This is a genomic window from Parvibaculum sp., from assembly GCF_035511255.1.
Classification (GTDB): Bacteria; Pseudomonadota; Alphaproteobacteria; order Parvibaculales; family Parvibaculaceae; genus Parvibaculum.
The window spans coordinates 1-12,834 of sequence record NZ_DATKFR010000063.1 but is presented as its reverse complement, the minus strand read 5'-3'; the positions used below and the strand labels follow the sequence as shown (position 1 = coordinate 12,834).

The window sequence follows — 12,834 nt, the reverse complement described above, 5'->3', positions numbered from 1 at the left end:
TGCTCGGCGAGTATGTGTCGATCATCCTGATGTGCGCGATGACGACGATCCTGTTCCTCGGAGGCTGGCTGCCGCCGGTGAATTTCGCGCCCTTCACCTGGGTGCCGGGGATCGTCTGGTTCCTCGCCAAGCTCTGCCTCGTCTTCTTCATGTTCGCGATGGTGAAAGCTTTCGTACCGCGCTACCGCTACGACCAGCTCATGCGCCTCGGCTGGAAGGTATTCCTGCCGTTTTCGCTGTTCTGGGTCGTATTGACGGCGGGCGTACTCGTCGGCTTCGGCCTTGTGCCGCATCACGGTTGATGGGAAAGGACTGACACATGGCTTCGGTCAACCAGGTCGCCCGGTCGCTCTTCCTGACGGAATTCGTCACGAGCTTCTTTCTCGCGATGCGCTATTTCTTCAAGCCCAAGGCGACGGTGAACTACCCGTTCGAGAAGGGCCCGCTCTCCCCGCGCTTCCGCGGGGAACATGCGCTGCGCCGTTATCCGAACGGCGAGGAGCGCTGCATCGCCTGCAAGCTTTGCGAGGCGATCTGCCCGGCGCAGGCGATCACCATCGAGGCGGGGCCGCGCCGCAACGACGGCACGCGGCGCACGACGCGCTACGACATCGACATGACGAAGTGCATCTATTGCGGCTTCTGCCAGGAAGCCTGCCCGGTGGATGCGATCGTCGAGGGGCCGAATTTCGAGTTCTCCGTGGAGACCCGCGAGGAGCTCATGTACGACAAGGACCGGCTGCTCGCGAATGGCGACCGCTGGGAACGTGAGATCGCGAAGAACATCGCGCTCGACGCGCCCTATCGCTGACGTGAGTTTGACGAAAAGCCGGACGACAGGTCCGGCGCAGGAATTGAGGGACGAGGGGTCCAGATGATTGTTTCCGCCATCGCATTTTACGTCTTCGCGGCCATGGCCGTGGCGGCGGGGTTCATGGTGATCGCGGCGCGCAACCCCGTGCATTCCGTGCTGTTCCTGATCCTCGCTTTCTTCAACGCGGCGGCGCTTTTCATTCTGATGGGCGCCGAGTTCATCGCGCTCATTCTGGTCATCGTCTATGTCGGCGCGGTTGCGGTGCTCTTCCTCTTCGTCGTCATGATGCTCGACATCGACTTCTCGGAACTGCGGCAGGGCTTTCTGCAATATCTGCCGATCGGCGGGCTTGTCGGGTTCATCCTGGCGCTGGAACTCATTTTCGTCGGCGTCGCCTGGGTCATCACCCCGGAGGCGGCGTCCGTCGCCTCGTCGCCCGTCGTCGCGGACGTTGCCAATACGCGCGCGCTCGGACAGGTGCTCTATACGCAGTATGTCTATCTCTTCCAGGCCGCCGGCCTCATCCTGCTCGTCGCCATGATCGGCGCCATCGTTCTGACGCTGCGCCACCGCGTCGATATCAAGCGGCAGGTGATCGCGCATCAGGTCGGACGCAAGCGGCATGAGGGCGTTGAGCTCAAGGACGTCAAACCGGGCCAGGGACTTTAAGGAAGCAGAGCATGGAAATCGGGCTCGGACATTATCTGACCGTCGCGGCGATCCTCTTCACGATCGGCGTCTTCGGCATCTTCCTCAATCGGAAGAACGTCATCGTCATCCTGATGTCGATCGAGCTGATGCTGCTCGCTGTGAACATCAATCTCGTTGCCTTTTCCGTCTTCCTGCACGATCTGACCGGTCAGGTCTTCGCGCTTTTCGTGCTGACCGTCGCCGCAGCCGAAGCGGCCATCGGTCTTGCCATCCTCGTGACCTACTTCCGCAACCGCGGCACCATCGCGGTTGAGGACGTCAATCTGATGAAGGGGTAGGAGACATGTACTCCGCCATTGTCTTCCTGCCGCTGGTCGGCTTTCTGATCGCGGGCATTTTCGGCCGCTGGATCGGTGTACGCGGCGCGCAATTCGTCACGTCGGGGCTGCTCGTCATTTCGGCGGTGCTGTCGATCGCGGCTTTCACGACGGTCGCCTTCGGCGGTGTGACCGAACATGTCCAGATCATGACCTGGATCGACTCCGGGGCCTTTGAGACCGATTGGCGTCTCAGGATCGATACGCTGACGGCGGTGATGCTCGTCGTCGTGACGTCCGTTTCCGCGCTCGTGCATATCTATTCGGTCGGCTATATGAGCCACGACCCGCACCAGCCGCGCTTCTTCGCCTATCTTTCGCTCTTCACCTTCGCGATGCTGACGCTGGTGACGGCGGACAATTTCGTGCAGCTCTTCTTCGGCTGGGAAGGCGTCGGTCTCGCCTCCTACCTGCTGATCGGCTTCTGGTATCAGAAGCCGTCGGCCAACGCGGCGGCGATCAAGGCCTTCGTCGTCAACCGCGTCGGCGATTTCGGCCTGATCCTCGGCATCTCGACGATCTTCCTGATGGTCGGCTCGGTCGATTTCGACACCGTGTTCAAGGCGATCCCGCATCTCGCCAACAAGAGCTTCATGTTCCTCGGCCATGACGTGCCGGTGGTAACGACGATCTGCCTGCTGCTCTTCATGGGCGCGATGGGCAAATCGGCGCAGTTCATGCTGCACACATGGCTGCCGGACGCGATGGAAGGCCCGACGCCGGTGTCGGCGCTCATCCATGCCGCCACCATGGTGACGGCCGGCGTCTTCCTCGTCGCCCGCTGTTCGCCGATTTTCGAGTTCTCGCAGACGGCGCTCACCGTCGTCACCATTGTCGGCGCGACGACGGCCTTCTTCGCCGCGACCGTCGGCCTCGTGCAGAACGACATCAAGCGCGTCATCGCCTATTCGACCTGTTCGCAGCTCGGCTACATGTTCGCGGCGCTCGGCGTCGGCGCCTACGAGACGGCGATGTTCCATCTCTTCACGCATGCCTTCTTCAAGGCTCTGCTCTTCCTCGGCTCGGGTTCGGTCATCCACGCGATGAGCGACGAGCAGGACATGCGCAAGATGGGCGGGCTCTACAAGCTGATCCCCGCGACCTACGGCATGATGGTCATCGGCACGCTGGCGCTGACGGGCTTCCCGTTCACGGCGGGCTATTTCTCGAAGGATGCGATCATCGAGGCGACCTATGCAGGTACGAACCCGGCGCATATGTACGCCTTCGGCATGACGGTCTTCGCGGCCTTCCTGACGTCGTTCTATTCCTGGCGTCTCATCTTCATGACCTTCCACGGAAAGTCGCGCGCGGATCACCACACGCTCGAGCATGTGCATGAATCGCCGCTCGTGATGCTGGTGCCGCTCATCATTCTCGCGATCGGCGCGCTCGGCGCGGGCCTGCTGTTCAGCCGATATTTCATCGGCGAGATGCATGAGGCTTTCTGGCTCGAGTCGATCTATCGCGGCACGTCGAACCACATCATGCATGCGATGCACGAGGTGCCGGAATGGGCGGCGTTCCTGCCGACCTTGATGATGGCGCTCGGCTTCGCGCTCTCCTGGTACTTCTACATCGCGCGGCCCGACCTGCCGGCGGAACTCGCACGCACCCAGGCGCCGCTCTACAAGTTCCTACTCAACAAGTGGTATTTCGACGAGCTCTATGACTGGATTTTCGTGAAGCCGGCCTTCTGGATCGGCCGCACCTTCTGGAAATTCGGCGATGGCCGCATCATCGACGGCATCGGGCCTGACGGCGTCTCGGCGCGCGTCATCGACGTTACGCGCGGCATCGTGCGGCTCCAGACCGGCTATCTCTATCACTACGCCTTCGCGATGCTTCTCGGCGTCGCGGCGCTGGCGACCTACTTCATGCTCGGGGGCGTCCGCTGATGACCGACGGAACCATTCTCTCGATCATCACCTTCCTGCCGGCCGCGGGCGCGCTGCTCATTCTGCTGTGGCGCGGCGACGAGGCGACGGTCGCACGCAATGCGCGCTATACGGCGCTGTGGACGACGCTCATTACCTTCGTCGTGTCGCTTTACATCTGGTGGAAGTTCGATCCCTCGACGGCGGCGTTCCAGTTCGTCCAGAAGGTCGACTGGCTCGGCGGCGCGATCAGCTATCACATGGGCGTCGACGGAATCTCGATGCTGTTCGTGATCCTGACGACTTTCTTGATGCCGGCGTGCATTCTCGCGAGCTGGCATTCGATCGAGACGCGCGTACGCGAATACATGATCGCGTTCCTCATTCTCGAGACGCTGATGATCGGCGTGTTCTGTGCGCTCGACCTCGTGCTCTTCTATCTCTTTTTCGAGGGCGGCCTCATTCCGATGTTCCTCATCATCGGCGTATGGGGCGGCAAGCGGCGCATCTATGCGAGCTTCAAGTTCTTCCTCTACACGCTGCTCGGATCGGTGCTGATGCTGCTCGCCATCATGGCGATGTACTGGGACGCCGGCACGACCGACATCCCGACGCTGCTCGCGCATGATTTCTCGTCGAACATGCAGACCTGGCTGTGGCTCGCCTTCTTCGCCTCCTTCGCGGTGAAGATGCCGATGTGGCCGGTGCATACGTGGTTGCCCGACGCGCATGTCGAAGCGCCGACGGCGGGATCGGTGATCCTCGCGGGCATCATGCTGAAGATGGGCGGCTACGGCTTCCTGCGCTTCTCGCTGCCGATGTTCCCCGTTGCGTCGGCGGACTTCGCGCCGCTGATCTTCGCGCTCAGCGTCGTCGCCATCGTCTATACCTCTCTCGTCGCGCTGGTGCAGGAAGACATCAAGAAGCTGATCGCTTATTCGTCGGTCGCCCATATGGGCTTCGTCACCATGGGCATCTTCGCGGCGACGCAGCAGGGCGTGCAGGGTGGTATCTTCCAGATGCTCTCTCACGGCTGGGTCTCGGGCGCGCTCTTCCTCTGCGTCGGCGTCATCTACGACCGGATGCATACGCGCGACATCGCGGCTTATGGCGGCCTCGTCAACCGGATGCCGCTTTACGCCGTTGCCTTCCTGATCTTCACGCTGGCCAATGTCGGCCTGCCGGGCACGAGCGGCTTCGTCGGCGAATTCCTGACGCTGGTCGGCACGTTCAAGGTCAACACCTGGGTCGCGGCGATCGCGGCCACGGGCGTCATTCTGTCGGCGGGCTATGCGCTCTTCCTCTATCGCCGGATCATCTTCGGCGCGCTGGAGAAGGACACGCTGAAAAATATTCTCGATCTCGACAAGCGAGAGATCGTGACGCTTCTGCCGCTCATCGCGGCGACTATCTTCTTCGGCGTTTATCCGTCGCCCGTCTTCGACGTGACGGCGGCTTCCGTCGAGCATCTCATCGCCAACTATACCGCCGCCGTCGAGGCGCACAGGGTGGCTGAAGCGGGCCGCACGGCGCTCGACGCCCTGCATCTCATCGCCGCACGCTGAACGGAAGCCGAGGATCAATTCGATGGAAACCGCCGCTTCGACCCTTCCGGCCTTCGGACCCGTCCTGCCAGAGATCGTGCTGGCGGTCGGCGCGATGCTTCTGCTTCTGCTCGGCGTCTTCCGCAAGGAGAGCCCGACGCGCGGCATCTCTTACGCCGTGGTCGCGCTTTTCGTGCTGGTCGCGGTGCTGGTGCTCGGCCAGGGCGACATCAGGGAATCGACCTTCGGCGGCATGTTCGCGATCGACCCGTTCACGCGTTTCGCCAAGCTGCTGGTACTGCTCGGCGCGGCGCTCGCCGTCGTCATGTCGGTGACGTTCATCCGGCGCGAGAACATGGACCGCTTCGAGTTTCCGATCCTGATCGCGCTCGCCGCGCTCGGCATGATCATGATGGTGTCGGCGAACAGCCTGATCGCGCTCTATCTGGGCCTCGAGCTTCAGAGCCTCAGCATCTACGTCATTGCGGCCTTCAACCGCGACAGCGCGAAGTCGAGCGAAGCCGGCCTTAAATATTTCGTCCTCGGCGCGCTTTCGTCAGGTCTGTTGCTTTACGGCAGTTCGCTCGTCTATGGCTTCACGGGCAGCGTGGATTTTCAGGTGATCGCTTCCGCGATCGGTTCGGACAAGCCGTCCATCGGCCTCATCTTCGGGCTCGTCTTCATTCTCGCCGCGCTCGCCTTCAAGGTGTCGGCGGTGCCGTTCCACATGTGGACACCCGACGTCTATGAAGGCGCGCCGACGCCGGTGACGGCCTTCATGGCGGGCGCGCCGAAGGTCGCCGCGATGGCGCTCACGGTTCGCGTCCTCTTCACGGCCTTTCCGGGCATTACGCCGGAATGGAAGCAGATCGTCGTCTTCGTCTCGATCGCCTCGATGATCCTCGGCGCCTTCGCCGCCATCGGGCAATCGAACATCAAGCGGCTCATGGCCTATAGCTCCATCGGTCATATGGGCTATGTGCTGGTCGGCGTCGCGGCCGGGACGGCGGACGGCATTCGCGGCGTGCTGATCTACCTAGCCATTTACGTCGTGATGAATGCGGGCGTCTTCTGCGTCATCCTCGCGATGCGCCGCCCCGAGGGGCAGGTGGAGCGCGTCGAGGATCTCGCCGGGCTGTCGCGCAGCAGGCCGATGGTCGCCTTCATTCTCGCGATGCTGATGTTCTCGCTCGCGGGCATCCCGCCGCTCGCGGGCTTCTTCGCGAAGTTCTACGTCTTCATGGCGGCGATCCAGGCGGGGCTTTATACGCTGTCGGTGATAGGCGTGCTGTCGAGCGTGGTCGGCGCTTACTACTATCTGCGCATCGTCAAGGTGATGTATTTCGACGAGCCGGCGCCGGCCTTCGAAACGCCGATGGCGCGGGAACTGAGCGTTGTGCTCGGGCTCTCCGGCCTGTTCACGCTCTTCTTCTTCATCTATCCGGCACCGTTGATCGCGGGCGCGCAGGCCGCGGCCGCCGCGCTGCTGCCTTGAGATGACGCCGTCGCTTCCACCGGGCGTCGCGCACCGCGCCTTCGCGGAGATCGACAGCACCAACGAGGAAGCGAAGCGGCTCGGCGAGGCGGGCGAGGCCGGACCGATCTGGATCACGGCGGAGCGGCAGACGGCAGGCCGCGGGCGGCGTGGGCGCGAATGGGTTTCGCCTTCGGGCAATTTCATGGGGACGTTGTTTCTGCGTCCGCAGGCCGGTCCTCGCAAGGCGGCGGAACTCTCCTTCGTCGCCGCCGTCGCCGTCCATGACGCCGTTGACGGGCTGTTGCCGCCATCGCTCCGGCCGGGGCTCAAACTCAAATGGCCAAACGATCTGCTGCATGACGGGCGCAAGCTCGCCGGCATCTTGCTGGAGTCGTCGGGGATCGCCGGGGGCGAACTCGCCTGGCTCGCCATCGGCATCGGCATCAACCTCGCGCAATATCCGGACAAGGTGGAATTCCCAGCGACCTCGCTCGCAGCGTTAGGAATCCCCAACGTCACCCCGGCGGAAGCGCTGGAGCGGCTTGCGGCTGCGTTCGATCGCCGCCTCCGCGAATGGCGCGACGTGCAGGGGTTCGCCGCGATCCGCGAGGCCTGGCTCGCACGGGCGGGAGGCCTCGGCGAGACGCTCATCGTCCGGCTTGCCGACGAGAGTTTCGAGGGGACGTTCGTGGGGCTTGCCGCCGATGGGGCGCTCGAAGTGCGGACGCCATCGGGCGACATGCGCCAGATTTCGGCGGGAGATGTGTTCTTTCGCCGCGCTTCGCACTAGTTTGTCCGTATGACAGCAATTGCGAGCGCCCATCCCAACGACGAACTCGTCTTCCTGCCGCTTGGCGGCGCGGGCGAGATCGGCATGAACCTCAACGTCTATGGCTATGGACCCGAGGACGACCGGCAATGGATCGTCGTCGATCTCGGCGTGACCTTCGGCGACGACCGGACGCCGGGCGTCGATCTCATCATGCCGGACCCGGCCTTCCTCGAGGAACGGCGCGACGAAATCATCGCCATCGTGCTGACGCATGCGCATGAGGATCATATCGGCGCGGTGGCGCATCTCTGGCCGCGACTGCGCTGCCCCGTCTATGCGACGCCCTTCACCGCGACGCTGGTCAAGGCGAAGCTGATGGAAGCCGGCATCGAGGCGCAGGTTCCGCTCAACATCGTGCCGCTCGGCAGCCGCTTTACGCTCGGGCCTTTCGACATCGAACTCGTCACGCTGACGCATTCGATTCCGGAGCCCAATGCGCTCGCCATCCGCACGCCGCTCGGGCTGGTGATGCACACGGGCGACTGGAAGATCGATCCCGAGCCGCTGGTCGGCGACGACATGGATGTGACCCGGCTCAGCGAGATCGGCGACGAAGGCGTTCTGGCCATCGTCTGCGATTCCACCAATGTCTTCACGCCGGGAACGTCGGGCTCGGAAGCGGAGGTCGCCAAGAGCCTCATCGAGGTGATCCGGCAATGCGAGGAGCGCGTGGCGGTGACGACCTTTGCGTCGAATGTCGCGCGGCTCGAAAGCATCGCGAAAGCGGCGGAGGCTTGCGACCGGCATGTGGTGCTGGTCGGCCGCGCCATGTTCCGCATCGTCGGCGCGGCGCGGGACGCGGGCTATCTCAACGGGCTTGCGCCGTTTCTGACGGAGCACGACATCGGCTATCTGCCGCGCGACAAGGTGCTGCTGCTCTGCACGGGCAGCCAGGGCGAACCGCGCGCGGCGCTGGCCCGCATCGTCGAGGATACGCATCCGAACATCGCGCTGTCGGAAGGCGACACGGTGATCTTTTCGTCGCGCATCATTCCGGGCAACGAATCCTCGATCTTCGATCTCCAGAACAGGCTCGCCGAGCGCGGCATTAGGGTCATCACCGAGAAGGACCATTTCGTCCATGTCTCAGGGCATCCTTGCCGGGATGAGCTCGCGCGCATGTATCAATGGATCAGACCGCAAATCGCGGTGCCCGTGCATGGCGAGGCGCGGCATCTTGCCGAACATGCGGTGCTCGCCCGCGAGTTGCAGGTGCCGGAGACGGTCGTCGTGCGCAACGGGCTGATGGTGCGGCTTGCGCCGGGGCCGGCCGAGATCGTCGACGAGGCGCCGGCGGGCCGCATCTATCTCGACGGCGAGGTGTTGATCGAGGCGGACGAGGGCGCGGTGCAGGAGCGGCGCAAGCTCGCCTTTTCGGGGTCGGCCTTCGTCAGCCTGGTGCTCGACAAGGACGGGAAGGTCAGGGGCGATCCGCAGGTCCGCCTGATGGGCCTACCGGAAGAGGATAGCCACGGCGTCAGCTTCGAGGACCGGGCGCTCGACGCCATCGACGAGGCGCTGGAACGGCTGCCGCCGAAGCGCCGGGGCGACGACGATGCCGTCGCGGAGCTCATGCGACGGGCGGTGCGCGGGGCGCTCAGGCGGGAATGGGGTAAGAAGGCCCAGGTCGCGGTGGTCGTCACCCGAATCTGAGGCGGCTTGCCCGGTCCCCTGAAGGCCATTAAGTATGGGCCAGCGGAATTAAACGGCAGCGAGGCTCAAATGCTCGGTCAGCTCAATCACGTCGCGATCGCGGTTCCCAATGTGCGGGAAGCGGGCGAGATGTACCGGACGAAGTTCGGGGCAAAGGTCTCCGAGGCGGTGCCGCAGCCGGATCATGGCGTGACGACGGTGTTCGTCGATCTCGGCAATACCAAGCTCGAACTGCTGGAGCCCCTGGGCGAGAATTCGCCCATCGCCGGCTTCCTCGCCAAGAATCCCAAGGGCGGTATCCACCATGTCTGCATCGAGGTGGACGACATCAATGCCGCCTGCGAGCAGGTAACGTCGGAAGGCATCACGATCACCGGCACGGGCAAGCCGCGAATCGGCGCGCATGGAAAGCCGGTCGTGTTCCTGCATCCCAAGGACCTCTACGGCACGCTGGTCGAACTCGAGCAGGCGTGAGCGGTCCCGACGGCGGCCAGCAAGGAAGAACGACGCCATGACCTGGACAGCGGGCATCGCCATCTATCTCGTGGTCTGGTGGACCATCCTCTTCGCCGTGTTGCCCTGGGGTGTCCGGTCCCAACATGAAGAGGGCGACGTGGCCGATGGCGGCGATCCGGGCGCGCCCGTGCGACCCATGCTTGTCCGCAAGGCGCTGGTGACGACGGCGCTGGCCGCGGTCGTATGGCTCGGTGTTGCCTATGTCTATGTCTATCAGCCGGTTAGCTTCGACGATCTTCCCTTCATGCCGAAGCTGCATGACTGGTATGGACCGAACGAGACCCCAACGGCGCACTGATCCGGGACGGGCTCGACCTAGCTGCTTGTTAAAGCGGCACGCCTGAAAAAGCGGCAGGTATGGAGAGAGGATGGATGCCGGATCAGGTCCGGCATGAGGCTTCGCGGGGAGGCACATCGGCCGCGAGGCAAAAAAAAGCAAGGTCCACTTTCGTGGCCTTGCTCGATAGGTATTCCCTCTTTTATCGCGCCTTCAGAAACCCTGGGGCCTCCGAAGTCGGCGTTCCCTCCCTAAACTTGGGCCGCGCTTTTGTGCACTGTCCCTCTTTTGTGGGCAGACTATAACCACCATGCGACAAGCTGTCACGCAATTTTATCATGCCGCGGTCAGTTGGAGCGCAATTTCCCGAATGCGAACCGTTCACGCCGTTGCGCTTCATTGCAGGAGCAGTTTGACGGCGAAGGCAGCGGCGATCAGCAGCACCGCGCCGTTCGCTTCGCGCGGCCGACCCGCAAGTATTTTGACCGCGGCGTAAGTGAGAAGGCCGAGGCCTATGCCACTCGCGATCGAGAAGGTGAGAGGGATCGCCAGAGCGGTGACGACGGCGGGCACGGACTCCGTAACGTCGTTCCATTCGATGTCGGCCAGACTTTTCGCCATCAGACAGGCGACGAAAAGAAGGGCAGGCGCTGTCGCATAAAGCGGCACCGCATGCGCGAGCGGCGCGAGAAAAAGACTGAGCAGAAAAAGCAGGGCGACAGTGACGGCGGTGAGGCCGGTGCGTCCGCCTGCATCGACACCGGCCGCGCTTTCGATGTAGCTCGTCGTCGACGACGTCCCCAGGGTGGCGCCGATGGTAGTCGCGAGCGAGTCCGCGACCATCGCTTTGCGCAGGCGAGGCAGGCGACCTTCCGCATCGAGCATGCCAGCGCGCGAAGCGACACTGACGAGTGTGCCCGCTGTGTCGAGGAGATCGACCATCAGGAAAACGAAAACGATCGTGACGAAGCCCGCATGTACGGCGCCTGAGAGATTCATCTGCAAGAGTGTCGGCGCAAGAGACGGCGGCATCGCGGCGACCCCGTCGAAGGTTTGATAGCCAAGCAGGATCGACAGGCCGGCGATGACAAGAATGGAGATGATGGTTGCGCCGGGGACACGCCGCGCCGCGAGCGCCGTCAGGACGACGAGCCCCGCCGCCGCGAAGAGCGCGGGCGCCGCCAGCTTGCCGAGGGTTACGAGCGTCACCGGATCGCCGACGACGATGCCTGCATTCTTCAGGCCGATCAGCGCGAGAAAGAATCCGATGCCGGCGGCAATAGCATGTTTCATCGAACGCGGGATCGAATTGATGAGCCATTCGCGCAAGGGCGACAGGGAGAGGGCGAGAAAGAGGATGCCCGAGAGGAAGACGCAACCGAGAGCGGTGCGCCAGTCGCCGCCGAATTCCGGCACCGCGACGAAAGCGAAATAGGCGTTGAGCCCCATGCCAGGGGCGAGGGCGACGGGGTAATTCGCGTAAAGCCCCATGATGAGCGAGCCGATCGCGGCGGCGAGGCAGGTCGCGGCGAAGACCGCGCCGAAATCCATCCCCGCCCCGGAGAGGATCGCCGGATTGACGAAGATGATATAGGCCATGGTGAGGTAGGTCGTGACGCCCGCCAAAATTTCGGTGCGGATGGCGGTGCGGTTTTCGGTCAGATGAAAGAACCGGTCGAGAAAACCGGACGGCGGTACCGGTTGCTGCCCCTCTGCCATGTATCCCCCTTGGCGGCCATGCACGATCGGGCGCATTCTGGCGAATGCATTCGATCCTTGAAAGACATCTTTAAGGCGCTTGCCGGGAGGATGGGCGGATGAAACGGACCCGGATAATCACAGCCGCCATTGCGGCCGCGCTGATTGGCGAGCCGGCCTTGTTTGTGTGTGCCGAGGAACTCGCCGGAGGCGAAGCGCCCTTCGATGTCGTCGAGATCGACGACGCATTGTGCAATCAAATGGCGCTTTATGTTCCGAACGGCGAGGCGGACTACAAGCCCGGCATCGCCGCCGACGGCAGCGCCGTCGCGCCTGCCGACGTCGATGGAAGTGCCAATATCGAGCCGCGCGGCTTCTACAGCTTTCCGGTCAAGATCGCGCCGTTCGGCAACGGCACGAAATACGGCAGCGACTCCACGGTCGAGGTTGCAACCGTCACATTCGATCCGAAGACGGGGCTTGTGATGATCGACGGACAGCAGGTCAGCGGCGCGGATCGCGCGCTGGCTGATGCATGCGCGCATCGTTCGGAAAAATCCGGCAACCGATCCGGACATTAACCCTGATTCCCCCGCGCCGTTTCTTGACAGGCAGGGCCCTCGCCGTGACGCTCGGGCACGGCTTTGTGGGGGTCTCATGCGTTCGACAATGGTCAGGGCGGCGATTGCCGCCGTCTGTCTGTGGGTGTTCTGTCTGTGGACGTTGCCGGCCTCCGCGGCCGCGATGACGACGTGGCGGATCACCAAGGATCATTGGGACGCTTCCGACGAGAAGGGCTACGAGGATTTCGTAAGCGCGTTGGGCGCCGAGGATTGCTGGACCGTCGACGCCTGCATCAAGAGCCCTGCCAATCCCTATCGCCACACCGATCCGAAGGTGACGTTCTTCGTCGATTGCGCGGATGTGCCCTATTTTCTGCGGGGCTATTACGCATGGAAAAACGGGCTGCCTTTCGCCTGGCAGAGCGCGATGCAATCGAATGACGGACCGCGCGGCGACATCCGTTATTCGTCGAGCGGCAACCGCGTGGTCGGGCGGAGCTCCGTTCCCGCCACCGCTGCCGGCGTGCCCGCCATTCCGCTGCTCACGGAGATCAC

The 12,834-nt window shown here is 63.3% G+C and carries 13 protein-coding genes and 1 pseudogene; 13 read left to right on the top strand and 1 reads right to left on the bottom strand.

Translation table 11 applies throughout. The annotated features are described in order from the left end of the window. From VMR03_RS02145 to VMR03_RS02095, 11 genes are all read left to right on the top strand, one after another. Nucleotides 1-302: NADH-quinone oxidoreductase subunit H (locus tag VMR03_RS02145; RefSeq protein WP_325401818.1), on the top strand; the 302-nt coding region annotated here is incomplete at its 5' end. A gap of 17 nt (nt 303-319) precedes the next feature. Further along, nucleotides 320-811 carry an NADH-quinone oxidoreductase subunit NuoI gene (gene nuoI, locus VMR03_RS02140; protein WP_325401816.1) on the top strand — a complete coding sequence of 164 codons (492 nt, stop codon included), beginning with the start codon at nt 320-322 and terminating at the stop codon, nt 809-811. Between the two features lie 63 nt (nt 812-874). Beyond that, nucleotides 875-1,483 (top strand): NADH-quinone oxidoreductase subunit J, encoded by a 609-nt coding sequence (locus VMR03_RS02135; RefSeq protein WP_325401814.1) that lies wholly within the window; start codon nt 875-877, stop codon nt 1,481-1,483. Nucleotides 1,484-1,494: 11 nt separating this feature from the next. After that, complete coding sequence (gene nuoK / locus VMR03_RS02130; protein WP_325401812.1) at nt 1,495-1,803, top strand: NADH-quinone oxidoreductase subunit NuoK; 309 nt, start codon at nt 1,495-1,497, stop codon at nt 1,801-1,803. 5 nt (nt 1,804-1,808) lie between these two features. Further along, nucleotides 1,809-3,740: an NADH-quinone oxidoreductase subunit L gene (gene nuoL / locus VMR03_RS02125; RefSeq protein WP_325401810.1), complete on the top strand. Its 1,932-nt coding sequence runs from the start codon at nt 1,809-1,811 to the stop codon at nt 3,738-3,740. After that, nucleotides 3,740-5,284 (top strand): NADH-quinone oxidoreductase subunit M, encoded by a 1,545-nt coding sequence (locus tag VMR03_RS02120; RefSeq protein WP_325401808.1) that lies wholly within the window; start codon nt 3,740-3,742, stop codon nt 5,282-5,284. The genes nuoL and VMR03_RS02120 overlap by 1 nt, the downstream gene beginning before the upstream one ends. 22 nt (nt 5,285-5,306) lie before the next feature. Further along, a complete protein-coding gene (gene nuoN, locus VMR03_RS02115) occupies nt 5,307-6,758 on the top strand; it encodes an NADH-quinone oxidoreductase subunit NuoN (RefSeq protein ID WP_325401806.1) in 1,452 nt (483 codons plus the stop codon). A 1-nt stretch (nt 6,759) separates the two neighbouring features. Beyond that, entirely contained in the window at nt 6,760-7,530 is a 771-nt protein-coding gene (locus VMR03_RS02110) for a biotin--[acetyl-CoA-carboxylase] ligase (protein WP_325401804.1), read from the top strand. A gap of 9 nt (nt 7,531-7,539) precedes the next feature. After that, the gene (locus tag VMR03_RS02105; protein ID WP_325401802.1) at nt 7,540-9,225 is read left to right on the top strand and encodes a ribonuclease J; all 1,686 of its coding nucleotides are present in this window, start codon (nt 7,540-7,542) and stop codon (nt 9,223-9,225) included. Between the two features lie 69 nt (nt 9,226-9,294). Beyond that, nucleotides 9,295-9,699, top strand: coding sequence for a methylmalonyl-CoA epimerase (gene mce / locus VMR03_RS02100; protein WP_325401800.1), 405 nt, complete (start codon nt 9,295-9,297; stop codon nt 9,697-9,699). A 37-nt stretch (nt 9,700-9,736) separates the two neighbouring features. Next, nucleotides 9,737-10,039 (top strand): DUF1467 family protein, encoded by a 303-nt coding sequence (locus tag VMR03_RS02095; protein WP_325401798.1) that lies wholly within the window; start codon nt 9,737-9,739, stop codon nt 10,037-10,039. Nucleotides 10,040-10,414: 375 nt separating this feature from the next. On the opposite strand, the gene VMR03_RS02090 is transcribed toward VMR03_RS02095, so the two are convergent. Then, complete coding sequence (locus VMR03_RS02090) at nt 10,415-11,737, bottom strand: NCS2 family permease (RefSeq protein ID WP_325401796.1); 1,323 nt, start codon at nt 11,735-11,737, stop codon at nt 10,415-10,417. A 98-nt stretch (nt 11,738-11,835) separates the two neighbouring features. Between VMR03_RS02090 and VMR03_RS02085 the strand changes: the two genes are divergently transcribed. After that, on the top strand, nt 11,836-12,297 hold the full coding sequence (locus VMR03_RS02085; RefSeq protein ID WP_325401794.1) for a hypothetical protein: 462 nt from the start codon (nt 11,836-11,838) through the stop codon (nt 12,295-12,297). 76 nt (nt 12,298-12,373) lie between these two features. Then, a pseudogene (locus VMR03_RS02080) lies at nt 12,374-12,834 on the top strand (hypothetical protein); the annotation flags it as partial.